The sequence below is a fragment of the Nocardia spongicola genome, assembly GCF_047200775.1.
In the GTDB taxonomy this organism is placed as follows: Bacteria; Actinomycetota; Actinomycetes; order Mycobacteriales; family Mycobacteriaceae; genus Nocardia.
This window is the reverse complement of record NZ_JBJZOO010000008.1, coordinates 93311-119393: the sequence shown is the minus strand read 5'-3', so window position 1 is coordinate 119393 and position 26083 is coordinate 93311. Positions and strand designations below refer to the sequence as shown.

Here is a 26083-nt window from a genome sequence, read left to right as displayed (position 1 = left end):
GCTCCGGGGCCCAGGGAAGTCGATCGCGGCGATCCCTCGATGGATTCGATGTCTTCGTGCGAGAAAATCGCGATGGATTATCGTAGACCCGGCCGAAGGCGGTCAGAATTTCATTCAGTTACAGCAGCTCGCACCCTTAAAAGGGAAAGGCGCGTCGAAAGCCTTCAAACCCTTGAAACATGGATAGTAGCCAGGAAAATGCATCCATTGTCACTCCTAATTTCTGATACAACCTCCCTATTTTACTCCGATTGTGGCAAAATGGAGAAAATTTTCGGGCTTGCATGTGCGGAGTTCGGCTACCTGTATTGCCGATGTTACGTGGATGTAGATCCGTGTCGCGCTGCATCTTTCGGGGAAGTCATCGAAGTCGTCCCGCGGAATCGCTGATGGGTGTGGTGTCTTCGTATGCGGAGATCGCGATGGGCCGTCGTGGACCTGGCCGGGATCGGCGGCCAGGTCCTGTTCGATTACAGCAGGCCCCACCAGTAGATCAAACTGGCCAGTATCCAGACCATTACGGTATCCATCCTTGCTCCCAACTCCTGACGTACCTGTCTCTATCATCTCGCGATCTGTGGTGGGTGGGGAAACTTGTTTCGCTATCGCTCGATAGAGCACGGCTACCTGCGGTTTCCGGCTTTCTCGGCGGCCGAGGCGAGCGGGCTCATGGTGCCTATACCCGAGGCGGCCCATGGGTGTGCGGTGCTGGACCCAGTGCAGAAAGGGGTGGGAAGCTTCGCGACAGTCGATCTAGAACCTGTTCTAGACAAATTAAGGTGATTGTCTTACACTTGATACGTGGGAAGCAATAAGTATCGGAAGGTTCCGATATTCGAACTCCGCTCCGACTCCACCTGGGCGTCTCCCTGGGGGATGTACGCCGCGCTGCGTGAGCAAGATCCGGTGCATCATGTTGTGCCTGACGGACAACCCGAGCGTGATTACTGGGTGCTCACCCGGCACGAACATGTATTCGCGGCAGCGCGCGATAGCGAGACATACTCTTCACGTGACGGGCTGACCGTGGAATACGGTGAACTCGACGCGATCGGACTGACCGACAATCCGCCATTGGTCATGCAAGATCCACCGCAGCACAGCGACTTTCGCAAGCTGGTCGCCCGTGGATTCACCCCTCGCCAGGTCGAGGAGGTCGAGCCGGTGGTCCGCCGGTTCATCCGCGACCGCCTCGACGGCATAGCCGCTGATGGTGGCGGCGATATCGTCAAGCAGCTGTTCAAGCCGCTGCCGAGCATGGTGGTTGCGCACTATCTCGGGGTCCCCGAGCAGGACCGGGAAAGGTTCGATGAGTGGACCGATGCGGTCGTCGCGGGCAGTATCGACCGGTCGAACCCCAGGGCGCAAGCAGCATCGGCGGAAATGATGGGTTACTTCGCCGAGCTGATCAAACGCCGGCGCACCGACCCCGGCGACGACACTGTATCCCTGCTGGTGCAGGCGGGAATGGCTGCCGACGATACGGACGTGCCCGGAATGGTTCAGATCCTCGCGTACGCATGGACCATGGTCGCGGGTGGAAACGACACCACGACCGGCTTGCTCGGCGGTGCGGTGCAGCTGCTGCAGCAGCATCCCGACCAGCGTGCCGCGCTCGCCGCGGACCCCGGCCGGATTCGTCTTGCGGTGGAGGAATTCGCCCGGCTGACCTCGCCGGTGCAGGGATTGGCACGGACGACGACGTGTGATGTCGAGCTGGCTGGTAAGACGGTGCCAGCGGGCCGCAAAGTGCTGCTGGTGTACGGGTCGGCCAACCGGGACGAGCAGGCTTTCGGCGCCGATGCCGCTGTACTCGATATCGACCGGAACCCGCAGCGTATCCTCACCTTCGGGCACGGTCCGCATCATTGTCTCGGCGCGGCTGCCGCCAGGATGCAGGCCCGGGTCGCGCTAGAGGAATTGCTCGAGCGTTTCCCCGGCTACGTGGTCGATATCGATGCGGTCGAGTATGCGAACGGTCCTTATGTGCGACGGCCGACCACCGTGCCGTTCCGGTGTGCCGCATGACCGGTGACTGGCTGGCGCGGGACCGTGCCGAACTGGCCGCTGAACGTATTCTGGACGCGGTCCGCGAGCTGTTCATCGACAAAGGGGTCGCTGGTGTCGGGATGGCCGAAGTCGCTGATGCGGCAGGTTGTTCCAGGGCTACGCTGTACCGCTATTTCGAGAATCGGCAAGCGCTCTACGTGGCTTTTGCCGGCCGCGAGGCGCGGCAGCTGGCCCAGCGGGTATGGCGGGATCGGCCGTTTCCGGTGCATGCGCCGCCTGCGGAGTGGTTGCTCGATATGTTGACCGAGCTGCTTGCCGAGGTGCGTAAGACACCGTATCTGGCGGTGTGGTTCGAGCCGTCCAATGCCGGAATTGTTGCTCAGCTGGCTGATTCGCCTGGTGTGGTCGATGCGTTGGCTGCGAATTTCGTCGTCGGATTCCGTCCAGGGTTGCCCGCTCCCGCGGCCAGGAGGGTGGGGCAGTGGGTGGTGCGTGCCATGGTGTCGCTGTTGACGTTGCCCGGCGCGGGCGAGGACGAGGAACGTGCGATGTTGCGGAACTTCGTGCTGCCGTTCCTGCTGGATGGCCGGACCGTGATCGATTGACGTGGGTGCTGCCGGGATAGCGGTGATCACGCCGATCCTCCATAGGTAAGGGATGACTCACCGCAGAGCTTCGAATATGGTTTCGAGCTCGAGAGCTATCAGGAAGAGCTCGGTTTGACAAAGCTATATGGGCTGGAGAGGGTGTACACGAATATCCGCAGTTACGAAACATACAGTGCGAGGGGGGAATCCGATGCTGATTTCCGAGCGGGTAGCGCAGGCCCGCGGTCGTTGTGAGGTGCCGCGATGGTGATCCAACCTCATTTCAACCACTACGATGATGATGGCTGGGACGAGGAGCCTTGGGACGAGGAGCCTGTCGCCGCGAGTGCTCCGGTTTCTCCGGCGCAGGCCTGGAGTTCATCGGGTTCCTCGTTCGCCACGATGCAACTCGATGCTGCTCTTCTTCCGGTCCGTGTCGAGCTGAGCAAGCAGTGGAGCCGGTATGTGGAGCCTCGGGATGTCGGCGACGAGCTGATGCGTGCGTATCAGGGCGCGGTCAATGAGCGTGTGGCGCAACGGTTCTCCTCGGGAGCGTGGCCATCGCTGGCTTCGGTTTCAGAAGGGGCCGTTCCGCCGTACCGGACGATGCTGATGCTCTTACTGGAGACAGAAACCTGGGAACAGTATCGCGAAACCTGTAGCGCGGTGGTCCGTAGCGGTGACTATCGCGCCCATGGTCGCGCCGAGATCTATGACGAACCCGCAGTGCTGGTGCGCGCGGATCGGATTTCGCTGCTTTCCATCACCGTGTGGCAGGAATGGGCGCAACAAGCCGATCGTCTGCAGATAGCCGACGAGATCTTGTGGTGTGCCGATGAGATTCGATCACTGCGCCCGAAGCTGGTTGTCAGAGGTGATTTCTCACGGTATTCCGAGGAAGATCTCGAGTTTCGACTGGAACGCCACCGACAGAGGTTGTTCGAAGACAGGGTGATTTAGCATGGCTGCACCGAGTTCCGATCAGATACACGCTGCACTGGCACAGTTGCGGGCCACTGCCAACTTTTGGGAGCAAGCAGCCGATTTCCTGGATACAGCGTGCAAGCTAACCGAGGAAGTCAAGTTCACTCGTTTGGAAGCGGGAATCTTCGCACCGGCATTCGACAAGTACGAACCTGCGCCAGGATACGTAGGCGACAGGGCCAGAGAAGGTGTGAATGCGTGCCGAGAGATCGCTGATACGTTGCGGCATGTAGCCAATGTCTACGAAGAAGAAGACCGGCGCGGCGAACATGCCCTGCGGCAACTGTACTAGGGGGCGGAAATGAGCGTACCTGTAGGAACTGAAAGTAGTTTACGAGCGAAGATCGATGAGATCGAATCGAATATAAGTGAAATAAACGATCTCCCGCAGAGGGTGCAGGCCGGATTCGGTGAACTGGTCAAGGTGGTTCGTATAGTCGGTCATACGGGGTCCATCCTGAATCCATTCGGCTATTTTGTCACCGAGGAAATCGTTGATAAGATTTGGGAAAATCGCGACAAGATCCACGAAGCGATGGGCAAGATCATCGAGAAGTTGGGTGAATTTCTCAAAGGTATTGCCGTGCCGATCACGTTCATAAATTATGCCGATGAATGGCGGAATATCCAGGGGGCGTTCGATGACGCCCACAATGAATACGGGTATACATCACTACGTTCTGATTGGCAGGGTATCGCCGCTGATCGATACAGGGATATGCGTGAGATCCATGACAGTGCGTATACCGCCATGTCGGCGATGTGTGCGCAAGTATCCGAGAATCTCGAGTCTATCGCTGTCTCCACTCTAGAATTATATTCCGATATCGCAGCGAATACCTTCGAGTTGGTATCTAATACGCAGCAGTCTCTAGCCGATATCGCTAGCCAGGGCCCACTGGCCGTCCTGGAGACAGACGAGCTCGTGACGATTGTCCTCGGTCTCCAGAAATTTATTCTGGACAACGTCAGTGACGTTATGAAGACCGCCCAGAAACTGATGATCGCGGGGAATCGCATCGCACAGGCCACTTCGGTGCAAGATGGGATACCGAATAATAGGTGGCCTTCGGCTGTTACCGGCCGAGTCGTGACCAACGGGGTTGTCGAGAATCCGGGTGAAGTGTACGACGACGGAACGGTGACCGACGGCAACAACAAATGGTCCGTCAAGACGGACAGGATTACACAGTGAGACGTCTGAAACAGGTAGCGATCGCCGCGGTGGCGCTGTCGGTTCTCGTGGCGTGCTCGGGGGAGCAGACAGAGAGTTGGGGTACCTCCCCCGCCGCGATCACGCCTGTGCATGCTGAGCACACCATGCGGGATCTCTGTGAACCGACGATGAAATTGGTCCGCGACGAACTACGGTTGGCTCCTTACTTGCGAATCAGAACGCCCAAAGATTTGGACGCTGCATTCGGTAGAAATGGGAATTGTAGCTTAATAGATGATGTCTCACCTGCATATGATATCTCTTTTATAGCATTCGTGTGGGTGCGCCGTATAACTGATGAAGATTTATTGGATCGCATACAAGGATATCAGAAATCGTCTGATTACTCCGAAGAAATGTGGATCGAAGAAACACGTAGTCGGATCGAGTTCGTGACAACCGTGGACGGCTGGATGGGCATCTTCCAAATCGGTGAACCACGTACCGATGTGACCGATGGTTTACTCGAGTTGACGGAAGAGCAGAAGAAGAGGGCCGGAGAGTTCATCATCGAGCTGATGCGCACGCTGAAATCCTGAGCTATACCTCGGCGTTCACCCCTTCGTGGCCAGTGCATCCTGCGAGTTCGATACGGGTCGGTGTCATGGGGCGGGAGACGGCCACAGAGGGTGTGGGAATTGTTGCCCGGCTGGCTGCTTCGCCGGGTACGGTCGATGCGCTGGCTGCGAATTTCGTCCTGGATCGCCTATCCCGCAACCCGGCGGGGCAGTGGATAGTGCGTGCCATGGTGTCGCTGCTGACGTTGCCCGGTGCGGGCGAGGGCGAGGAACGTGCGACGCTACAGAACTTTGTGCTGCTGTTCCTGTTCGGCGACCGGACTGTGATCGACTGACGCATGTGCTATCGAGTCAGCGGCGGCCGGTCGGTGATTTTCAAAGTTGTTGAAGCGCAATACATTAGCCATTCATCTGGAAGAATCCGCAGAACTGGGTGGTAGCGGATGTGAGCTGTTCGCGTTTTCCGGTGCGGAAGATTCGCGATGACATCCGATTACGGGGTGGCTCAACGGGTGCTAGAGGTTTAGATTGAGAGCGCGAGTCTTGTTCTTTCGCAGTGGATTCGCACGTTGTGTTATCAGCTGATGGGGATATTCATGCACGACCAGCAGGACAGTGATGCCGTCGAACCTGTTGTGCCGCAACCAGATCCGGGGCCGATGGTTTCTGCTGATGTCGCGGGGTCGCGGCGGGGGAACAGGTTGGTGTGGTCGGCGCTGGTCGCGGTGATCGTGCTCGCGGTGGCGGCGGGGGTCACCGGGTATGTGCTGACGCGTTCGGAGCCGGTGGCGCTGGCGGTCGAGGATTGTGTAGGCATCGATACCGGAGTTCCTGTCGAATACGGCTGTACCGATAACAATGCGCTGTATCGCATCGTGGCTCGGGAAGCTGCGCTGCGGCCGTTGTACTCGGCCTGTATGAAGTACCCCGATGTCACCAAGGCTGTCGCCGAGCCGGTCGAGGCCGATGTATCACCCGAGGTGGTGTTGTGTCTGGCGCCCACCCATTTCAACGCGATGGACCCGGGAGCAGTCCAGGTGGGTGATTGCATAACTGTCGAAGATGCGGGCGAGACGGTAATCCGTCTCCCTTGCGGTTCGAGCAGCTCCGTGACCAAGGTGATCGCTACTGAGCTGCATACGCAGGTCCCGGTCATCGACCAGGCGTGTCGCGCTCATCCACAGGCAAGGGAGGCCTTCGCGCATGCTTCGCTCGGTGGTCGCGCCATCGTGCTGTGCACTGTCTCTATCAACCCGTACAGCCTCGACAGTGCCGTGGTCGGCGATTGCACCGACAAGAACCTGCGCACGTTGGTGCCCTGCGATAGGTCCGACGCGTATCTGCGGGTCCTGACAGTGCGTACGCTGTATCAGAAACCGATTCGGCCGCAATGTCTCGATGTCTTCGGCGCCAACGCGTTCTCGATGCAGCACAACGATAAAACAGATCTGGTTCTGGCGTTCTGTCTCGGCCCTGCCGATGAAAGTCACGCGCGGTACGCACGAGCAGGCGACTGCCTTCTCGACCGTGGCGCAGGCGAATCGGCACGGCTGAAACTGATCGACTGTGCCGATCCCGCGGCCGATTACCGGGTGATCGAACTACATGAGCCCGACGATGGTATGTGTCCATCCGGGATCTCGGCGAGGATTACCTACGATCCCGGCGTGACCAATGGCTGGACTGTCTGCCTGGGCCGTAACTGATTGGTTCTGTTCCGTTATCGAGAGCGCGAGTCTTGTTTTTTCGCAGTGAATTCGCGCATTGTGTTATCAGCTGATGGGGATAGTTATGCACGACCAACAGGACAACCATGCCGCCGAACCCGCGGTACCGCCACCGGGTCCGGACCCGGTAGTCGCTGTCGACGGCGCGGTGGCGCGGCGGGGTAATGGCTTGATGTGGTTGGTTCTGGTCTCGGTGATCATGCTCGCTGTGGCAGCGGGGGTCACTGGGTACGTATTGACGCGTTCGGAGCCGGTGGCACTGGCGGTCGAGGATTGTGTCCGCCTCGAAAGCGAGGCACCTATCGAATACGGCTGCACCGAAAGCAATGCGCTGTATCGCATCGTGGCTCGGGAACCTGTGCTGTGGCCGCTGGCGTCGGCCTGCGTGAAGTACTCCGACGCGACCAAGGCCGTTGCCGAGCCGGTCGAGGCCGGTGCATCGCCTGAGGTGGTGCTGTGTCTGGCGCCCACCCGTTTCAATATGACGGACCCTGGCGCTCTTCAGGTGGGTGATTGTGTCGAGGTCGAGGACGCGGGTGAAAAGGTGACCCGTAATCCATGTGGATCCAATGCTTTCGAGGTCAAGGTGGTCGCTACCGAGCTGCATCCGCAGGTCCCGGTCACCGATCAGGCGTGCCGCGCTCAGCCGCAAGCCAGGCAGGCCTTCGCGCATACCTCGCTCGGTGGGCGCGCGATCGTGCTGTGTGTTGTCTATACCGACCCGGACGATATCGCCAGTGCGGTGGTCGACGACTGCATCAGCAGTAATCGGTATATGCGGGTGCCCTGCGATAGCTCCGATGCATCTCTGCGAGTTCTGACAGTGCATACGCTGTATCAGAAACCAGCTCAACCGCAGTGTCCGGATGTGGTCGGCGCCAGCGGGTTCTCGATGAGGCACAACGAAAAAACGGATCTGGTTCTGGCGATCTGCCTTGGACCTGTCGATAAGGACGATACGGGGTACGCGAATATCGGTGATTGTGTTGCCGTCGACCGTAGCGGGACATCCATAGAGTCGAGACGGGTCGATTGTGCCGATCCCACGGCCGAGCTGAAGGTGATCGAGCGGTACGAGACCGAGGGGGTCGAGTGTCCATCGAGAGCGGATGCGAGACTCACCATCGAGTCACGGGTAACCAATGGGGCGACGATCTGTTTCAGCTCGAGGTGATGCGGACCGTGGCGGCTCCGATTCAACGCCAACCGCGGCGCAGGACGGGTAACCACAACAATCCGAATACGGTCAGCCCGAGCGCATGCCACGGTAACCGCCACCACCACCCGACCACTGCGCCGAATACATCGTCCTGCTCTCGTGGAGCCGAGTAGGACCTGGCCAGAAAGGCATCGCCGACCGGAAGCATCCCGAAGCCGTACCGCTTGCCCGAACCAAGGGAAACCGGTATCCCCAGCGCCTCACCCAGATCGGTGAGTGGTCCGGACAGCGCCCGGTCGCCGTGCACACGCGCGGCGACCGGGCGTCACCGCCGAGGCGGACAAGCCCGCTCCGAACAGCAGCGGTCCGGAGTCGACCCCGCCTTCCCCATCGATTCCGTGCGGGTACTCCCGCACGGCGGGCAGACCGAGCGGCTGGGCTACGAATGCCGAACGGAACAGCCGATACTGGGCACTTGCCCAGTCTTCGTCATCGATCTGACGCGCACTATGAAGTCCTGACCTGCCACCGAACCCGGCAATGAGGTCGTCTGCTTCATCGAACACCGAACGCCGAACGCGGTACCGGATTCAACGGTCGCGGCGCAGATAACCCAGCCAGCTCGCATAGTGGGTGATATCGGTGGCGGTACGCGCGGCCTCGTTGGTGCAGGTGAATCCGATGACGCTGCGGCCGTCATCGAGTTCGACGCTGGTCAGTGCCATAGGGGCGGGGAGATCGGCGAGGAAACGGCCGAGCCCGGCCTCGGAGACGCGGAAGAGTTCACCGGCGATCGGTGCGCCTTCGCCGTTACCGTGCCGCACCAGTCCCGGTTTGGGCGGGGTGGTGTTCAAGGCGACCAGGCGGTAGGCGTCGGTGGTCCGGATCTCGTCGAGGAAGCGGGCACCGAGCTGTTCCAGCTGCCGGTGCAGCGGTTGCCCACGCAGATGGGCGCCGAAGACCGCGAGGTCGACACCGCGGTCGACCAGCAGCGGAGGGTGTTCGATGCCGAGCAGGCGGGCGGCGAGATCGATGGCTATCTGATCGCAGAAGGCCGGGGTGACCAGCATGACGCCGAATGGCGCGCCGTCGGCGGTGGGTGCGCCTGGGATGGCGACGGCGGCCATATCCAGCAGGTTGCAGAAATTGGTGTAGGTGCCCATCCGCCGGTTGATCCCGATCGGATCCGCCAGCACCTCGGCGATACTCGGATGCTCGGTGGTCGTCGGCAGCAGTAGTGCGTCAAAGCCGTGCAACAGTTCGGTCGCCGCTGCGCCTGCGCGAGCTATGGCGTCGAGATCGGCGGCGAATGCCGGGGCGGTCCGCTCCCGCGCCGCGTTGATGATGGCGGTGACCGTTGGGTCGGCGCCCGCGGGTGCGGTGTCGAGGAAGGCGCCGACCGCCGCGAAGCGTTCTGCGACGATCGCACCGTCGTAGAGCAGCAGTGCGGCGTCGAGCAGGACGGAGATATCGATCTCCTCGATTTTCCCGCCCCGCTCGGCCATCTCGCCGACGGTGCGGGTGAACGCATCGCGATACGGTGCGCTGAGCGCGGTCAAATCCGCGGCGCGCGGTACGGCGATACTCGGTATGAGCGGGGCGGCCAGCCGGATGTCGGCGGGCCAGGTGCGGCTGCGCGGGTCCCGTGGTTCCGGTCCGGCCATTACCGCCGCCGCGGTCACGGCAGGGGCGAGGTCGTCGGCGAAGACCGTCACCGCGTCGTAGTCGGCACATGCGGGCACTGTCGCGTGCGCCGGGATGATGCCGAGAGTGGCTTTGATGCCGACGATGCCGTGTAGTGCGGCGGGTACGCGGCCGGAGCCCGCGGTATCGGTGCCGATCCCGAGATCGGCGATGCCGAGTGCCACAGCCACCGCCGATCCCGAACTGGAGCCACCCGAGATCAGCCGAGGGTCGAAGGCGTTGCGCACCGCGCCGTAGGGGCTGCGCGTGCCGACCAGCCCGGTGGCGAACTGGTCGAGGTTCGTTTTGCCGAGAACGAGTGCGCCCGCCGCGATCAGCCGCGCGACCGCGGCCGCGGTCACCTCAGGCCGGTAGGCGTATTCCGGACAGGCCGCGGTCGTCGGCAGACCCGCCACGTCGATATTGTCCTTCACCGCTACCAGCAACCCGGCCAGTGGCAGGAACTCGCCGGCGGCGAGCCGCCGTTCCAGCCCGGCGGCCTCGGCGCCGACCTCGGCTTCCGGCCGCAGCGTTATCCATATTTCGGGACGATCCACTTCGGCGATCCGCCGGTAGGCGGCGGTAACCCGCGCACAGGGCCCGGCGGCTGCCGTGCTGCTCAGCGGGCCTGGTGGCATTCAGTCGACTCCGATCACTGCTAGCGGTGTTCCCGGTTCCACCTTGGCGCCGGGAGCGATGAGTACCTTCAGTACCGTGCCGGTGGCAGGGCTCGGTACCGGTAATTCGAGTTTCATCGCCTCCAGGATGGCTACCGGTTCGCCTGCCGTGAGCCGTTGCCCTGGCTGGGTTTCCACTCGCCAGACGTTGCCACTCATCGGCGCGGTCACCACGGTCGCATCGGTGGGCAGATCGGCCAGCGGATCGGCGGTCGGTGTCGTTGCGGGGATGTGGGTGGTGCGTTCGAATTCGCCTGCCGCCAGCCACGCGGCCTTTTCCGCTTCGAATGCGGCGGTCTGCCCGGCCTCGAATTCGGCGATGGAGTCGGCTTCGGTACGCAGCAGCCGCATATGGTCGGCGAGCGCGAAGCTGCCCTCGCTCACTTCGGCGTCGAATCTGCCCGCCGTGGCCGCGGCACGATACTCGAGCAGTTCCTCCGCGCCGACCGGTTCCCAGACGATGCGATCGAAGAACCGGAACAGCCATGGGGTTCCCGGCTCGAATGGTGGACGCTGGCGGTAGCTCGACCAGATCGGCACGGTACGGCCGATCAGTTGGTAGCCACCTGGAGAGGCCATCCCGTAGACGCACAGGTATTTGCCGCCGATACCAACGGCATCGGCCGGGGTCCAGGTGCGCGCCGGATTGTATTTGGTGGTGATCAGGCGGTGTCGCGGATCGAGTGGAACGGCAAGCGGTGCACCGAGATACACGTCACCGAGTCCGAGTACCAGGTATTCGGCGGCGAATACGGTTGCCCGCACCTCGGCTATGCTGTCGAGCCCATTGACGCGGCGAATGAACTCGATATTCGACGGCAGCCAGGGCGCGGTGTCCCGTACCCCGCTGCGGTAACGGTCGATGGCTTCCGCGATGGACGGGTCGTCGAACGATAACGGCAGCCGGATGGTGCGGCTCGGTACCACCAGGTCGGTACAGGCGGGGAGTTCCAGTTCGAGTTCGGCCAGTGCGCCGAGCAGCCGGTACTGCGGTAGCAGTGCGGGATCGAAGTGGATGTGCAGGGAACGGACCCCAGGCGTCACGTCGAGAATGCCGGGCAGGCACGCGTAGGCGAGCGCTTCGGCCAGTGCGTGCACCCGCATACGCAATCCGAGATCGAGCACCATCTCGCCGTATTCGACCAAGATGTTGTCATCGCCGCCGCGCAGGTACCGCACGCGCGGCCGGTCCGCCGATGCTTCGACACCACCGAGAATGCCGCGATCACGCAGGGCGGCATGGGAATCGGGAATAAGCTCGGCCACCCGGCCACCGATGGTGGTACGCAGCTGTATCGCTCGCGCATCGTCGACCGGTGTGAACCGCACCGTATCGCCGGGCCGGAGCTGGCCGAGCCGCCAGCGATGCGCGGACACCACGGTCAACGGGCAGGCGAAGCCACCGAGGCTCGGACCGTCCGGGCCGAGCAGGATGGGGGTGTCGCCGGAGATATTCAGCGCGCCGACACTGTAGGGGTTGTCGTGCAGATTGGACGGGTGTAGCCCGGCCGCGCCGCCGTCGGTACGCGACCACGCCGGTTTCGGGCCTTCCAGCCGGATGCCTGTGCGGTTGGCATGGCTGCCGACCCGCCACGTATGCGTACAGAACTGGTCCATATCGGCATCGGTGAAATACGCGGGCGCGGTCTGCGGCCCCACTCCGACCGCGAGCTGCCAATCATGGGTGAATACCGGCCGTTGGTTCGGTGGGGTCGCGGCGGGAACACCGAGCGCGCCCGCGATGGTGGAGGCGATGCCGAGCACGTCACCGGCGGCTATCGCCCGGCCGGTGACCCCGCCGAAACCGCCGAGGGTGAAGGTGGCGGCGCTACCGTGATAGAGCGGAGCATCGATGCCGCCGCGTACTGCCAGATAGCTGCGCAGACCGGTATCGGCGGGCGTGCCGATATCCAGTTCGGCGCCCGCGGGTACGGTGAATGGTTCCCATAGTGCTATCGGCCGGCCGTCCACGGTGACCGGTGTCGGCGCGCCGGTCACGCAGACGACGGTGGGCTCGCAGAAGCGCAATCGGGGGCCCTGCAGGGTGCATTCGAGCGCGGGAAGTCCGATCGGATTGCCTACCGCGGTATTGGCGAGGGTGAACGACAGATCGTCCATCGGACCCGACGGCGGTATCCCGATCTCCCATAGCCCGGTTCGGCCCGGATAGTCCTGCACCGTGGTCATCGTTCCGCCGCGCAGTACGTCGATGCGGTTGCCGACCGGGTGGATATCGGCCAAGGTGGCCGTGGTATGCGCGGTGCGAAGCACCCTGGCGTCGGTGGCCGCTCGGCGAAGCTGCGCAAGGTTCGTCTGCACGCCGTAGATCCGGGTCTCACCGAGTGCGGTGCGTAATGCCGTGAAAGCATCCGCGCGGTTCGGGCCGCGGCTGATCACCTTGGCGAGCAACGGGTCGTAGTACGGACTGATCTCGGAGCCGGTGCCGATCCAGGTATCGACGCGGGCCGAGGCCGGGAAGCACGCGGCCGTGATGCGACCCGCGCTGGGGCGATAATCGTGCCAAGGGTCCTCCGCGTAGACGCGAGCCTCGACGGCGTGCCCGGTGACCGGTGGCCCGCTGTCCGGTTCGCCGTCGAGCATCGAGGTATCGCCACCAGCCAGCCGCAGCATCCACGCGACCAAGTCGATACCGGTGACCGCTTCGGTAACCGGATGTTCCACCTGCAGACGAGTGTTCATTTCCAGGAATGCGGCGGTGCCGTTGTCGGTGTCGTAGATGAACTCCACGGTTCCCGCCGAGCGGTAGCCGACCGATCGGGCGAGTTCCCGAGCCGCGGCGAGCATATGCTCCGACAGTTCCGCGGACAGATCCGGTGCGGGCGCCTCCTCGATCACCTTCTGGTTCCGGCGTTGCAGCGAGCAGTCTCTGGTGCCGAGGCTGACGACCCTGCCATCGCCATCGCCGAACAGCTGTACTTCGATATGTCTGGCCCGCACGATGAAACGCTCCAGGAAGACTTCGGTCGAGCCGAAGCCGGCGGCGGCGATACGCCGCACCCGCTGGTAAGCGCTCCGTAACTCGTCAGGATCGGAACATGCTTGCATACCGATCCCGCCACCGCCGCCGACTGCCTTCAGCATGACCGGGAAGCCGATCCGCTCCGCCTCCGCCACCGCGTGCTCTACCGAGCCGAGCAGCTCACTACCCGCGATGATCGGCACGTTCGCCGCCTGCGCCGCCGCCCGAGCGGTGTGTTTGTCACCGAAGACGCGTAAGTGCTGCGGGGTCGGGCCTGCGAAAGCGATTCCCGCGGCAGTCACCTCGGCGGCGAAATCGGCATTCTCCGAGAGGAAACCGTAGCCGGGGTGGATGGCTCCGGCGCCGGTCGCCAGCGCTGCCTCCAACACCAGGTCGGCGCGCAGATAGGATTCCGCCGCTCGGCTCGAACCCAGATATACCGCGATATCGGCGATTTCGACATGTTCGGCACCGATATCGGCATCGGAGTAGACGGCGACGGTCTTCAGACCGAGTGTTTCGGCGGTGCGCATGATGCGGCAGGCGATCTCGCCGCGGTTGGCGACGAGCACCGTATCGAATTCCAATGCCATGGCCGAGTCCGCTAGTCCGTGGCCAGCGACATCGCCGCGATCGCCCTGGTGACCCGTTCGAGAACCACGTCGAGAGATTCACCGATATGCGTATGCAGCAGCCGGTAGGCGAGAGCGAGGTCATCCGTCAGCACGGCATCGAGAATGCCGAGATGTTCGGCAATGGTGGTCTCGATCCGGTTGTTGACCATGAAGTCGTACATCCGCACATGCCGGATACGGGAGTTCACCGCGCGCAGGGCACGGACCATCTCGGTATTGCCCGCCGAGGTGAGCAGCGTGACATGGAATTCCTCATCGCGCACTACGAAACCCGGTTCCTGCTCCGGAGGATCGGCGCGCAGTTCCAGCCAGGCGGCCTGCTCGGCCTCGAGTAGTTGCCGGTCGTGGGTGACGGCTCGGTTGGTCATGACGCGCTGTAAACCACCGAGCTCCAAGGTGATCCGCAGCTCGTATAGGTCTCGGATCAGCGGGATGCTCGGCCGTACCGGGCTGAAGCCGTACTCTTCCCGACGTAGCAGGCCGTCCGAACACAGGACGGTGAGTGCTTCGCGGATCGGTGTGCGGGAGATGCCGAATCGTGCCGAGAGTTTCGGTTCGGTCAGCCGCTCACCGAATTTGATATCCCCGTTCATGAGCTCGCTGCGCAGCGCCGAGTACACCACATCACGCAAGGGTTTTCCCGCCGCCCCCGCTGGCGCGTCCGTCGGTGTCGACATGCCCGTATACGCTATTGCCCCTGAATGTCCAGGGGGTGTCTATACGTTATCGCTATGTTAGCGTCTGCTCACCGCTCTGGTCGAGGTGAGCCGCTTCGGCCTGGCTGGGTACGTGCGGGAGTGAAACATATCCGACGCCGTTCGGGACGCCATTCGGCAGGGCTGTCGGACCAGTTTGTCCACAGAGCTCACCAAGGAGATGGTATGAAGCGCAGCACGAAGTTCGCCGGAGCACTCGCCGCCGCGACTATGGCGCCGATCATCGCGGTCGGCGCCGCCGAGGCGGATACCGGCACGGTCTATTTCTCGGTAAGTGGCGCGGACTGCGCGATTTTCCAGGACGGCTCGCTCGGCTGCGATTTCGCCCGTCCGGTGCAGCTGAGCTATTACCTCGGCGATATCTACCTGCCGCTGCCGGTAACGGTGAACGAGATAGTGATCGACCAGCCGTGGTTGCCCGCACACCCGACCTACAACCCCGTGTTACGGCACACGATGGCAGGTGGCAATCCCGGTATCGCCACAGTGAAGACCGGTTCGGGCCAGTGGGGTCCGATCATCGAGCACGCGGGTTCGTCGTGCCAGGTCGGCTACCTGGGTAGCTTCACCTGTCAGGCGATGGGTCAGGGGTTCGCCTCGTACGGCGCCACCATTGTGGCGTAGTCGCCGCCCGTGCTGGTCGGTGCTGCCGGACCACGGCTGTGCCGATCAGCACAACGCGCTGCCATAACCGATCCGGCCGCGAGCCGGAGCTATTCGGCGCGGTTGATCCGGATGGACTGTCCGGTGACTGTGCTCGCCGCGTCCCCGGCCAGATAAGCGATCACCGCTATCGGCTCGACCGGTCGCATCGCGGCCATGGCAGCGGCGAGTTCGGCGTTTTCCGTGGTACCGACCCCATGGCTGACCGTATTGACGGTGATCCGTTTGGCCGCGAAGTCCGGAGCCACAGCGTGGCCGAGTTGCTCGACCGCGCCACGGGTGGTGTCGTAGATCGCGCCGCCCGGTTCGGCACCGTGGCAGAGAGTGATGATCCGGCCACCATCGGCCAGGTGCTGCCACGCCAGCTGCATACCGTGGAAGACCCCCTTGACCGTCAGCGCGAAGTCCACATCGAATGTGTCCGGGCTGATCTGGGCGAATGGCTCGGCGTTCGGAACTGTGGCGGTGTTGACCAGAAGGTCCCATCCGCCGCAGTCCTCCAGCAGCACCTGCACCAGATCCTCGTATTCGGCGCGGTCCGCGATATCCGCCGCGAGCTCGAGCGCGCTACCGCCCGCGGATTCGATCTCCTCGACCACCTCCGCGGCAGGTTCGGGGAAATGCGGATGTTGCACCACAACCAGTGCGCCCTGCGCGGCAAGCATTTTCGCGATCGACTTACCTATTCCGGTGTAGGCCACTGTGACCAGCCCGGTCTTCCCCGACAGTGGTTTTCCGGCGGGTAGGTCGTCTGTGGGCCTGCTCATCTGCCGCCCTTTCATCGATTACGGAGGTATGCCTCAGGATGGTATTCCGGTTACGGCCGTGCCCGGCCTCACTGCCGCGGGCTTGGTGCCGAGTTCCCTGACCCGCCATGCGAGGGCGCGGAGATACTCGACGAACTGATCGGACCCCATCGGGGTCACGGTGTAGCTGGTGCTGTCCGCACGGACGTAATAGCGGCCGTCGCCAGGGAAGTCCATCCAGAAAAAGCCTTCGACGCCGTCGGTGCGGTTATCGAGGAACGGCCCTGGATAGCAGAGCACTTCTCCCCATTCGGTGCGGGACCGGGAGAAGAAAGCCTCGATGCGCTCGCGCAGGGTGGGTGGACGGTTCCAGCCGCCGACCCAATCGGGTTCGATATCGAGCTCGGATTTCAGTCCGGTGAGCCGGTGGCGGCCCTGACGTTGTTCCGGCAATGTGCCGGCCAGCAGCACGAATGCCTGGTGTGGGCTGCACAGACTGACCGTTATCTCGCCACTGACACCGGGCTCCTCGTCCTGGTCCTGAATCGCCACCGCCGCGATGGACGGTCCGAAACCGGCGTAGCCGCGCGATCGGGTTCCGTGGTCGGCCGGATCGTCGCCGCCGCGGCCGTGCATATGCACCCGCACCTGCGGATCGGCCAAAGTGTGCATCAGGCGGGCGAAGTCGTCGTCCAGCCGGGGCAGCAGCGTGTCGATGGCCGTACGGCGCCGCTGCCCGAGGTCGGCTTCGTTCTCGGCGCGTACCGTGTTCCGGATCGGATAAGGCAAGCGGTCGCGCCGCATGGCGAAGAACGCCGCTTCGAACTGCTGGCTGGTGAGCCGCCAATGGATCACCGGTGTTCCCCCCGCGCTCCGCCGTGCCCGGAAGAATTCGGCTGCTGTGGATCCTGAGCTGCCCGCGGGGATGGCTCACCGATGACACCGTAGGCGGGGAGTACCCGCTGTCCGTCGTCGATCCACTCCTCCAGGTGCCGTCCGCGCAGCAGATCGGAGGATTCGTGCTCGGCGTCATCATCGGATTTGCCGCGGCCACCGGGTGCCATCGCGCCCGGCATCATGCCCGGCGCCCCCGGCATACCCGCTCGGGCCGCACCGGAGGACGCGGCGGCAGGTGGGAGACCCTGGGATGGGCTGCCTGGAAGGCTGATCCCCGGTCTTCCCTGCGGTGCGGACCCGCTGCCTGAGCCCCCGAATCCTGAGCGGCCAGAGCCCCCGAATCCCGATCCTCCGAATCCCGATCCCCTGAATCCCGAGCGACCTGGCCCACCGAGCCCCGGATTTCCGGAGCTACCCGAGCCTGGGAAGGACGGGGTTCCGGTGGAGCGGGCGTTCGGATCGTGGCCGGGCGGGGTGGACGAGGCGGCAGGGTTGCCGAGTTCCTGGGTGGAGCCGAAGCCCGCGGGTGTGGTGGCCGCGGCCTCGGTGCTTTGTGTCGAAGCGTCCTGTCCGGGCGTGGTGGCCGTTCGCCCACCCTCTGCAGCCGGCTGCTGATCCCCTGGCACTGCCGGGGCCGGGGTGGTCGTGCTCGGTGTTGTGGCGGTCGGTCCGGAGGCAGCCGACCCGCCTGCGGTACCGGACGATGCCGGTCCGGAGATGGTCGGCCCTGGCACGGGTGTCGCCGGATCGGCGGCAGGCTGGACCGGCGGGAGTACGGGCACGCCCTCGTCACCGCCACGGATACCGGGGGAGTACACATTGCGCAGGATCTGCAGACACGCCTGCCGGGCCTCCTCCCGTTGGGATTCGGCATCCTGCTGAGCGCCGAGGACCGGAATCGACGGCGTCGAGGTGCTGCTCGCCGGGGCGCCGGACGGCAGCGGCGCCACCACGGCCAGCACCGGACTCAGCATCCGGAAGGTTTCATCGCTGCCGCGCTGCGCGAACGCCACTTTCATGCCGACCAGTTCGGCCGACTGCGCGATAGTGCCGGAGGTGCCGAGAAACCGGCCGAGCGACTGGGCGGCCTGCCCGGCAGCCTGCCCTTCCCAATGCTCGGCGATGGTGGTGCGCAGGCCGTCACTGAGGGCACGGGTGGCATCGGCGAGTCCGGCGCCGATCTTGTCCCACGCCTCCACGACCGCATGCACCATATCGGGTTTGATCTGGTAGGTCAGATCGCGAATCTGCTCCAGGGTCAGCTGCTCGAAATCGTCTGGGCCGGTCACTCTTCTGGGATCCACACCGGTATTCACCTGCTCGGCCAGATCATTGATCCGCAGCTGTAGCGCCAGCTGGTCGGCATCCCATGCCTCGGTACGTTCGGGTGCCACCATGGTCGCGTAGATATCGTTCCGCATCGTCTCGAGCTGGGCGCGTAGATTCTCGCCGCTGCTCTGATCCAGATAGCTCGACGGCTGCCGCGGGGACGGTGAAGTCATGCCGGGGTCTCTTGCCGCAGTACGTCGGCGAACGCTTGATCGGTCTCGGCGTAGGCGACAGCGGCCTTGCGCAGCGTGTCCTGGATAGCCTCGGCCTCGTCGATCAGCTCTTTGAGCCGCTGCCGGATGGATTCGGCACCGCCACCCTTCTCGGTGAACTTCTGCTCCAACTGCAGGCCGATCGGAAAGCCACCCAAACCGGAGACTTCGGCGACCGTCTGTACATGTATCTGGAGATCGTCGATGTAGTTGATGTAGTTTTGCAGGTGCTTCACTGCGGCATCCAGACCCTCGCGGTGCACCTTCAGTTTCAGGTTGCCCTGTGCGACCTCATCAGCGAGCTGTCGCCACACATACAGTTCCGACATGAAACGTACCTTCCCCCTGTCTACTTGTCGGCCGGCAGATTCTCTAGCAGCGCTTCGGCGATCCGCATCACCTCGGCGCACGAGTCGCCGACCGTGTCCGCACTGAGCTTCGGAATGAGGTCGAATTTCACGGGGCCGCTGATCGTGTCGAAGACCAAGCCGCACCCTTCCGGGAGGTTCAACAGATCCAGCATGACGGCGCTGCGTCCGCCCACAGCCACCGGGTGAGGGTTGCGGTAGTTGTTGGTGTTGTTCACGATCTCGTCGAATGTGTGGGCATTCGTCGAGTACACATTTATCCCGTACCAGCTGTCGCTATTCCAACCACAAATGTCCCAGCCGGGGAACTTCGCGCCGTACTGGCCGGTATCGGCGACTCTTCTCTCCGGGTTGAGTCCAGCCGCCGCGATATCGGCGTCAGGGATGGAGCAGGGGTTCCAGGCGGTGTTGGAGGGAGGTGTCGAGGAGGCCGGCGCGCCACTGGCGGATGTGGCCGAGGTATCGGCGGCGATAGGCGTTCCCTCGATGGAACACCCGACCATTCCGGCCACTGTGCCGACAGCGAGCCCCGCGGCCAGGAATCGTGTGACTGTCCGCATCCTGTTACGTTGCTTATGCTTCCGCCCCATGTCTCCCGTCCCGGTTGTCGGCGTACCGGGGCGCTCATACGGCGGTCCCCCCGCATAGCTGGACTATATAACAGCCAGGTCCCTGCCGCTGGAGCGCGGAACCCATTCGGCGCCGAGTCAAGCACAAATGGCCGCTGTGCTCGAAGGCATGATCCCGACCGGCCGATTTCGAGCCCCGAAAGGTCGAGCGTCGATAGATCCGACCTGCGATAGAATGCCGAAACGCCTCTGTGCATATCGGCGCGACCAGCGATACGGGCGAGGTAGACCAGCCGTGCGGCGACCGGACAATAGTGGCCGATTCTCCCTTCCACCTGCGTATCTCAGCAGAGCAACGCGGAACTTGCTCTCGTGCGGCGCAATTCATCAGCAGGATAAAAGCCACCCTGCCCCGGTTCCGGCATACCGGGGCAGTTTCGCCGTATCAGGCCGGAACGACGTCCGGATTCACTGTGGCCGCGATGGCATCGGCCAGTTCTGCTCCCTTGATCTCGAAATGCCTTGTGAAGTAAGTCAGATGCTCTTCGTGCTCGTGGAAGTGGTGCGGGGTGAGGACCGCCGAGAACACCGGGACATCGGTATCGAGCTGCACTCGCATGAGCGCGTCCACCACCGTCGCCGCCACGAAGTCGTGCCGGTAGATACCGCCATCGACTACCAGTGCGCAACCGGCGAGCGCGGCGTACCGTCCGCTGGCGGCCAATCGCTTGACGCGCAAAGGTATTTCGAAGGCTCCTGGGACCTCGATCACATCGATGTCGACGAATCCGCGCTCGGCGAGGCGGGAACGGCAGGCGGCCACCGCTCGGTCGACGATATCGGCGTGCCAGCGCGCGGCAACGACAGCGATACGGTTCGGGACGGGTGACATGAAGTTTCCTCCTGTTCGCTATGTCACCCAGGGCAAACAACGCGAACAGGGATCACCCGCGTGCGGATGCTCCTGCGCCGCGTTCTCTTTCATCCGGACTATGACCGTCGGCTCCGGAATCGCACCGGAATCTGCTCGACCCACGGCATCTATCACCGCCGTGGCGCTCGCGGGCTCGTGCACCCGGATCTATCCGGATGCCATTACCGCCGGTGGGGAATTCCACCCCGCCCTGAGAACGTGTACAGGGCGGACCGTACCAAGGCCGCCGAAGCGGGCGCAATACCAGTCCGGTGCGTCGTCATGGCTGTGCGGAGGCCGGGAAACCGGTGAAGAGTACAATAGCCACCCCCGCGATGACAGTGATGGCGAACAGGGTCGCCACAATCAAGATCATCCATCCGAGCGCGTCGGCGACCGTGATCACCGTGCGCAGCCATCGCCGAGATCCGTGATCCCGTTGTGTGCCTGCCTCGACCCGCCGCTGATCGGAAGTCACTTACGTCATTGTGGCAGGAAAGGGTGACACGGGATGTCTTTTCAGGTCGAAGCTGTGGCCGATCCAGAGACGGTCGGGCCGAGGCTCGGTGACCGAGGTCCGTAGCACACCTAGATATCAATCAGACCCCCGGCTGATCGACGGACCATCCCCGCGTGCGCGGGGCCTGCGGTGTGGTGCAGGGTGTTGCGGGCGGTGACGACTTCGCCGACCAGCCTGAGCCGGATTCGTCGATAACGATGGGTGGGGTCGGGATCGCGGTGATCTCACAGTTCCGGATCGTCCGGGCTCTCCCGGTCGGTCGACGACGACTCGGGCCTACCGGCTGCGGCGACGACCTCAGCGAGCCGCCGCCGCAGGAACGCCCGTTCCGGCTCGTTGCCGACCAGGTCGAGTGCCCGACGGTATGCCGCCGCGGCCTCCTCGACCCGACCCAGTCGACGCAGCAGGTCCGCCCGGGCTGCCGGCAGCAGGTGGTACCCGGCCAGCCGGCCCTGATCGTCGAGCGTGTCGAGCAGCCGCAACCCGGCGGCCGGACCGTCCCGCAGCGCCATCGCCACCGCCCGGTTCAGTTCCACCAGCGGTGACGGCGCCAGCCGGGCCAGTACGTCGTAGAGCGCGACCACCTGGGGCCAGTCCGTACCGGCCACGTCGGCGGCCTCGCTGTGCAGTGCGGCGATCGCGGCCTGTACCGCGTACGGGCCGGGGCCGTTGGCCAGCGCGTCGGGTACGAGTCGACGACCCTCCTCGATCTGGTCGCGGTCCCAGAGTGTGCGGTCCTGCTCGTCGAGGAGTACGAGGTCGCCCTCGGCGGTGCACCGGGCGGCCCGGCGGGCGTCGACCAGCAGCAGCAGGGCGAGCAGCCCGGTCACCTCCGGCTGCCGGGGCAGCAGCCGGTGCAGGAGCCGGGCCAGCCGGATCGCCTCGTCCGCCAGCTCGGTCCGGACAAGCTGCGGACCGCTGCTCGCCGCGTACCCCTCGGTGAAGATCACATAGATCACCCGGAGCACCCTGGGGAGCCGGGCCGGCAGTTCGGTGGCGTCCGGAACCCGGAACGGGATCCGGGCGGCCCGGATCTTCTGCTTCGCCCGGCCGATCCGCTGGGCCATCGTCGGCACCGGGACCAGGAACGCCCGTGCGACCTCGGCAGTGGTGAGTCCGGCCAGGTAGCGCAGGGTCAACGTGATCTGCGTCTCGCCGGGCAGCGCCGGATGGCAGCAGGTGAAGAAGAGCGCCAGCCGCTCGTCCGGCAGGTCGTCGCCGTCGCCCGGCTGGGGCGCGGCCGGCTCTTGCCGGACGGCCTCGGCCTGGAGTACGGCCAGCCGGGCCGCGTAGGCGCGGTCCCGGCGGAGCCGGTCGATGGCCCGCCGCCGGGCGGTGGTGAGCAGCCAGGCCGCCGGACGGCTCGGCACACCCCGCACCGGCCAGTGCAGCAGGGCTGCCTCGATCGCGTCCGAGGCGACCTCTTCGGCGAGGTCGAGGTCGCCGAAGTGCCGGACCAGGGTGGCGAGCAGCCGCCCGCGCTCCTCCCGGAACACCCGCTCCAGAACATCGGGGGCCGGCAGCTCGCCATCGGACACGTCTATCCGCCCAGACCGTCGTCGACAGCGCCGGTCACGGCTGCTCGAACTCCAGGATCGGTCGAATCTCGACCTTGCCGCGCTTCGCGGCGGGGCAGCGGGTGGCCCAGCTGATGGCGGCGTCCAGGTCCGGTACGTCGACCAGGTAGTAGCCGCCGAGGATCTCCCTGGTCTCCGCGAACGGCCCGTCGGTGATGGTCGGCTCGCCCTGCTCGGGGGCCTGCACCGTCGTGGCGGTCTCGGTGCCCTGCAACGCGTGGCCGTCGAGAATCACCCCCGCGTCGGCGAGCAGTTTGTCGTACGCCGAGTACGTGTCGATCTCCGCCTGCATCGCGTCCGGGTCGGTCGGTTCCTGAGCCGGGTCGCCGTAGAGCAGAAACAGGTATTTCACGCGAACTCCTCCGTCTTCGTTCCATCCGGATCCTGAGGCCGGCGTCACCGACTCGTTCCGGATTGACAGCGCAGCGACTGCTGCACAGCATGACAACGAACGGGTCTGGTCGGGAACGACAGCCCCAACCAACTTTTTGCCGGCCGGCCTCGAACGTACCCAGAGCGGAGAATGGTGGGATCCGCATCGCGGTGACCGGCGGGGCCGGGACGGTCGGACGGTCCGTGGTCGACCATGCCCTGGCCGATGCGCACACCGTGGGGGACTGACCTTGAAGTCTAAAGTTTGACCAGCTCCGAAATAGATCCGGCCCCTGACCATATCAGCTGGTCAGGGGCCGATTCGTGTCTCAACCACACGAGTCGGGGTGGCGGGATTTGAACCCACGACCTCTTCGTCCCGAACGAAGCGCGCTACCAAGCTGCGCCACACCCCGTGAAGTGGACCTGCAGTAGCTTACAACACGGTGGCCTGAGTCGTTAAACCTGCAGGTCAATCAGTTGTGGAGCGGACGAATACTGGTACAGATCCGCTTCGCGGTCGCGGCGTCGAGTGCGTGCGGAACACCGGTGTCAGCGGCGATCACCATAATGAAGTTCCCCTGCTCGTTGGGGAATGCGGCGGTGTAGACGGAATACGCCGTCGCGCACCCGGGCTTGGCCTCGGTGACTGTGCCGGTGGTCGCCACGAACACGCCGCGCTGTGATCCGTCCAACGAGGTCAGCGGCTCGGGTGTGCCCGGTGCGCCGGGGGCGGACCGGTAGGCGAGCAGGGCGGTCTTCGTGCCGAGTTCGGTTGCCGCGATTGCCGGGTCGGTGATGTCCGAGCCGGTCAGGAAGGCGATAGTCCTGGTCGAGCCTGGGCAATAGCCTTTGCCTTCGCTGGCGTAGCCCTTACCTGCCACGACGTCGGGAGGCTTACCGAAACCGCCGATAGCGCGTGGCGGGGCAATGGTCCAATCGGCGGGCACGTCGTAGGCCGCCGCGTTATCGGGTGCCACGACCACGCGGTAGCCGGGAATGCGCGGGGTCTGATCGTTCACCCTGTTCGTGGTCAGGGGCGTTGTGGGCCCAGCGTTTGTTGTCGTCGCTTGTGGTGCGCCTGTGCTGAGCGCGCTCACCATCGAGGGTGGGCTGCCATGGGCGGAATCGCCGGCTTCGGGTTCGGCCGGTGCCAGGGCTCCTATCGTGACGGCGGCAACCAGCAGCACGACCGCTCCGGTCAGCAGTGCGATCTTTCCTCGGCCGCGGCCATTCGGCTGATGATGCGGTGGCGATCCGTTGGGTGGCCACCGCATCTGTCCAGTCGGGCCGGAGCTCGGCTCCGGGTTCGGTGGCGACTGTCCCGGCCACATCCGCTTGCCGGGGAATCCGGCCTGCGGCGACGGGTCATCGTGCCTATCGCCGAATCCACGCACAACCGCCCCCGCTCGACCTGTCCCCGCTCGACCTACGTCTGGACAGGAGACTCTAGTGCGCGGCGGCTGCCGAGGTGGACACATCCTGGCCGGTATCGGTTCCCGGCCGCTTCGGTGGTGCGGCGACCAGCGTCAACAGTGTCGCCTCCGGACGGCAGCAGAAACGGTACGGCGCCCACGGGGAAGTGCCGATCCCCGCGGAGACGTGCAACTGGGTGTGCTCGCCCCACTGCGACGGTCCCTTCACCCTGGACCGATCGATACCGCAGTTGGTGACGAGCGCGCCATAACCGGGCAGGCACAGCTGGCCACCGTGGGTGTGCCCGGCCAGTACCAGGTCGTAACCGTCGCCCGCGAAGCGGTCGAGCACCCGCGGCTCGGGTGAGTGCGTGAGACCGATCCGCAGATCGGCCATCGGGTTCGGGGCGCCCGCGATGGTGTCGTAGCGATCCCGGTGCAGATGCGGATCGTCGACACCGGCGGTGGCGATCCGGATGCCCGCTACTTCGAGGTCGCGGCGCACATGGGTCAGGTCGAGCCATCCGCGCTCGGTGAACGCCGCGCGCAGGTCTTTCCACGGCAGCGGCGGGCCGTAGGTGCGGCGGTGATCCTTCTTGAAGTATTTCAGCGGGTTCTTCGGTACCGGTGCGAAGTAGTCGTTGCTGCCGAAAACGAAAAGACCGGGCCGGGAAAGCAATCCGCTCAGAGCCTGGACTACCGCTGGCACCGATTTCGGATGCGACAGGTTGTCACCGGTGTTGACCACCAGATCCGGCTCCAGTCGGTCGAGTTCGCGCAGCCACTGCTGTTTGAGCTTCTGGCCCGGCATCATGTGCAGGTCGCTGAGATGGAGTATCCGCAGTGACGATGATCCTGGCGCCAGCACCGGCATGGTCGTCTCCCGTAGCACGAAGGCGTTGCGCTCGACCAGCGAGGCGTAGCCGATTCCTGCCACAGCGGCTCCAGCGGCACTCAGCGCGGTCGTGCGGACAACAGAAGTCGAGATTACGGGCATTTGCCCAGCATAGGTGACCTCGGGTGTGTGTGCCGAGTGCGCATAGCTACGAGCCCGCCTGCCCGCGGCGGAAAACCGGACAGCACGGGAAATGAAGTAGGTCCGGCGTGTCGGACCGGCTACCGTGAGCGGCATGTCGGAACTCAAATCGCAGCTGAGGGCGGATATGACCGCCGCGATGAAAGCCAAGGACACGCTGCGCCTTGCCACGTTGCGGATGCTGTTGTCCGCGATCCAGACCGCTGAAGTCGCAGGCACGGAGGCACGTGAGCTCACCGACGCCGAAGTCATCGCCGTATTGCAGCGCGAGTCGAAGAAGCGCAATGAATCGGCCGAGGTCTACACGCAGGCCGGGCGCGGCGAACTGGCGGCGAACGAGCACGCCGAGGCGCGCATCATCGACGAGTATCTGCCGACCCAGCTGACCGAGGCCGAGGTCGCCGATCTCGCCGACACCGCTATCGCGCAGGTCGCCGAGGAGATCGGCGAGCGACCGGGAATGCGCCAGATGGGTCAGGTCATGAAGATCGCCACCGGACTCGCGGCGGGTAAGGCCGACGGCTCGCGGATCTCGGCCGCGGTGAAGGCCCGACTGTAGTGCCGAAACTCGAGT

Annotated in this window: 26 protein-coding genes, 1 tRNA gene and 1 riboswitch; of the genes, 11 read left to right on the top strand and 16 right to left on the bottom strand. The window is 64.2% G+C overall.

The annotated features are described in order from the left end of the window. The first annotated feature begins 876 nt into the window (after nucleotides 1–876). From ACL02S_RS16710 to ACL02S_RS16670, 9 genes are all read left to right on the top strand, one after another. On the top strand, nucleotides 877–2028 hold the full coding sequence (locus ACL02S_RS16710) for a cytochrome P450 (protein ID WP_412803402.1): 1152 nt from the start codon (nucleotides 877–879) through the stop codon (nucleotides 2026–2028). Then, nucleotides 2025–2615, top strand: coding sequence for a TetR/AcrR family transcriptional regulator (locus ACL02S_RS16705; RefSeq protein ID WP_412803347.1), 591 nt, complete (start codon nucleotides 2025–2027; stop codon nucleotides 2613–2615). Before ACL02S_RS16710 ends, ACL02S_RS16705 begins: the two co-directional genes overlap by 4 nt. A 246-nt stretch (nucleotides 2616–2861) precedes the next feature. Then, a complete protein-coding gene (locus ACL02S_RS16700) occupies nucleotides 2862–3557 on the top strand; it encodes a hypothetical protein (RefSeq protein WP_412803346.1) in 696 nt (231 codons plus the stop codon). A gap of 1 nt (nucleotide 3558) precedes the next feature. Beyond that, a complete protein-coding gene (locus tag ACL02S_RS16695) occupies nucleotides 3559–3873 on the top strand; it encodes a hypothetical protein (protein ID WP_412803345.1) in 315 nt (104 codons plus the stop codon). A gap of 9 nt (nucleotides 3874–3882) precedes the next feature. Next, nucleotides 3883–4776 (top strand): WXG100 family type VII secretion target, encoded by an 894-nt coding sequence (locus tag ACL02S_RS16690; RefSeq protein ID WP_412803344.1) that lies wholly within the window; start codon nucleotides 3883–3885, stop codon nucleotides 4774–4776. Further along, nucleotides 4773–5336, top strand: coding sequence for a hypothetical protein (locus ACL02S_RS16685; RefSeq protein ID WP_412803343.1), 564 nt, complete (start codon nucleotides 4773–4775; stop codon nucleotides 5334–5336). Before ACL02S_RS16690 ends, ACL02S_RS16685 begins: the two co-directional genes overlap by 4 nt. A gap of 65 nt (nucleotides 5337–5401) precedes the next feature. Continuing rightward, on the top strand, nucleotides 5402–5650 hold the full coding sequence (locus ACL02S_RS16680; protein WP_412803342.1) for a hypothetical protein: 249 nt from the start codon (nucleotides 5402–5404) through the stop codon (nucleotides 5648–5650). A gap of 249 nt (nucleotides 5651–5899) precedes the next feature. Further along, a complete protein-coding gene (locus tag ACL02S_RS16675; protein ID WP_412803341.1) occupies nucleotides 5900–7021 on the top strand; it encodes an LppU/SCO3897 family protein in 1122 nt (373 codons plus the stop codon). Nucleotides 7022–7094: 73 nt separating this feature from the next. Beyond that, nucleotides 7095–8216 (top strand): LppU/SCO3897 family protein, encoded by a 1122-nt coding sequence (locus tag ACL02S_RS16670; protein ID WP_412803340.1) that lies wholly within the window; start codon nucleotides 7095–7097, stop codon nucleotides 8214–8216. Nucleotides 8217–8238: 22 nt separating this feature from the next. Here the strand turns inward: ACL02S_RS16670 and ACL02S_RS16665 are convergent, their stop codons facing one another. The 4 genes from ACL02S_RS16665 to ACL02S_RS16650 all read right to left on the bottom strand — a co-directional run bounded on the left by ACL02S_RS16665 (nucleotide 8239) and on the right by ACL02S_RS16650 (nucleotide 14853). Then, nucleotides 8239–8508 carry a hypothetical protein gene (locus tag ACL02S_RS16665; protein ID WP_412803339.1) on the bottom strand — a complete coding sequence of 90 codons (270 nt, stop codon included), beginning with the start codon at nucleotides 8506–8508 and terminating at the stop codon, nucleotides 8239–8241. Nucleotides 8509–8791: 283 nt separating this feature from the next. Then, a complete protein-coding gene (gene atzF / locus ACL02S_RS16660; protein WP_412803338.1) occupies nucleotides 8792–10522 on the bottom strand; it encodes an allophanate hydrolase in 1731 nt (576 codons plus the stop codon). Then, nucleotides 10523–14134 carry an urea carboxylase gene (gene uca, locus ACL02S_RS16655; RefSeq protein ID WP_412803337.1) on the bottom strand — a complete coding sequence of 1204 codons (3612 nt, stop codon included), beginning with the start codon at nucleotides 14132–14134 and terminating at the stop codon, nucleotides 10523–10525. An 11-nt stretch (nucleotides 14135–14145) separates the two neighbouring features. Next, a complete protein-coding gene (locus ACL02S_RS16650; protein WP_412803336.1) occupies nucleotides 14146–14853 on the bottom strand; it encodes a GntR family transcriptional regulator in 708 nt (235 codons plus the stop codon). 204 nt (nucleotides 14854–15057) lie between these two features. Between ACL02S_RS16650 and ACL02S_RS16645 the strand changes: the two genes are divergently transcribed. Continuing rightward, nucleotides 15058–15516, top strand: a complete 459-nt coding sequence (locus ACL02S_RS16645) for a hypothetical protein (protein WP_412803335.1) — start codon at nucleotides 15058–15060, stop codon at nucleotides 15514–15516. An 89-nt stretch (nucleotides 15517–15605) separates the two neighbouring features. On the opposite strand, the gene ACL02S_RS16640 is transcribed toward ACL02S_RS16645, so the two are convergent. The 12 genes from ACL02S_RS16640 to ACL02S_RS16585 form a co-directional block, all read right to left on the bottom strand. Then, nucleotides 15606–16322: an SDR family NAD(P)-dependent oxidoreductase gene (locus ACL02S_RS16640; RefSeq protein WP_412803334.1), complete on the bottom strand. Its 717-nt coding sequence runs from the start codon at nucleotides 16320–16322 to the stop codon at nucleotides 15606–15608. A gap of 33 nt (nucleotides 16323–16355) precedes the next feature. After that, nucleotides 16356–17156 carry an ESX secretion-associated protein EspG gene (locus tag ACL02S_RS16635; protein ID WP_412803333.1) on the bottom strand — a complete coding sequence of 267 codons (801 nt, stop codon included), beginning with the start codon at nucleotides 17154–17156 and terminating at the stop codon, nucleotides 16356–16358. Continuing rightward, nucleotides 17153–18700 (bottom strand): hypothetical protein, encoded by a 1548-nt coding sequence (locus ACL02S_RS16630; RefSeq protein WP_412803332.1) that lies wholly within the window; start codon nucleotides 18698–18700, stop codon nucleotides 17153–17155. The genes ACL02S_RS16635 and ACL02S_RS16630 overlap by 4 nt, the downstream gene beginning before the upstream one ends. Further along, a complete protein-coding gene (locus ACL02S_RS16625) occupies nucleotides 18697–19068 on the bottom strand; it encodes a hypothetical protein (RefSeq protein WP_412803331.1) in 372 nt (123 codons plus the stop codon). The genes ACL02S_RS16630 and ACL02S_RS16625 overlap by 4 nt, the downstream gene beginning before the upstream one ends. Before the next feature lie 20 nt (nucleotides 19069–19088). Continuing rightward, entirely contained in the window at nucleotides 19089–19667 is a 579-nt protein-coding gene (locus ACL02S_RS16620; RefSeq protein ID WP_412803330.1) for a DUF3558 domain-containing protein, read from the bottom strand. A 454-nt stretch (nucleotides 19668–20121) separates the two neighbouring features. Next, nucleotides 20122–20568 (bottom strand): 6,7-dimethyl-8-ribityllumazine synthase, encoded by a 447-nt coding sequence (locus ACL02S_RS16615; RefSeq protein ID WP_412803329.1) that lies wholly within the window; start codon nucleotides 20566–20568, stop codon nucleotides 20122–20124. A gap of 77 nt (nucleotides 20569–20645) precedes the next feature. Next, nucleotides 20646–20812, bottom strand: a riboswitch (FMN riboswitch). Nucleotides 20813–20869: 57 nt separating this feature from the next. After that, entirely contained in the window at nucleotides 20870–21067 is a 198-nt protein-coding gene (locus ACL02S_RS16610) for a hypothetical protein (protein WP_412803328.1), read from the bottom strand. A gap of 266 nt (nucleotides 21068–21333) precedes the next feature. After that, on the bottom strand, nucleotides 21334–22647 hold the full coding sequence (locus tag ACL02S_RS16605) for an RNA polymerase sigma factor (protein WP_412803327.1): 1314 nt from the start codon (nucleotides 22645–22647) through the stop codon (nucleotides 21334–21336). Nucleotides 22648–22681: 34 nt separating this feature from the next. Further along, on the bottom strand, nucleotides 22682–23038 hold the full coding sequence (locus ACL02S_RS16600; RefSeq protein ID WP_412803326.1) for a YciI family protein: 357 nt from the start codon (nucleotides 23036–23038) through the stop codon (nucleotides 22682–22684). 362 nt (nucleotides 23039–23400) lie between these two features. Beyond that, a tRNA-Pro gene (locus ACL02S_RS16595) sits at nucleotides 23401–23474 on the bottom strand. A gap of 60 nt (nucleotides 23475–23534) precedes the next feature. Beyond that, entirely contained in the window at nucleotides 23535–24335 is an 801-nt protein-coding gene (locus tag ACL02S_RS16590; protein WP_412803325.1) for a DUF8017 domain-containing protein, read from the bottom strand. A 172-nt stretch (nucleotides 24336–24507) separates the two neighbouring features. Then, entirely contained in the window at nucleotides 24508–25470 is a 963-nt protein-coding gene (locus ACL02S_RS16585; protein WP_412803324.1) for a metallophosphoesterase, read from the bottom strand. 133 nt (nucleotides 25471–25603) lie between these two features. Between ACL02S_RS16585 and ACL02S_RS16580 the strand changes: the two genes are divergently transcribed. Further along, nucleotides 25604–26068 (top strand): GatB/YqeY domain-containing protein, encoded by a 465-nt coding sequence (locus tag ACL02S_RS16580; protein ID WP_412803323.1) that lies wholly within the window; start codon nucleotides 25604–25606, stop codon nucleotides 26066–26068. Nucleotides 26069–26083: the final 15 nt, after the last annotated feature.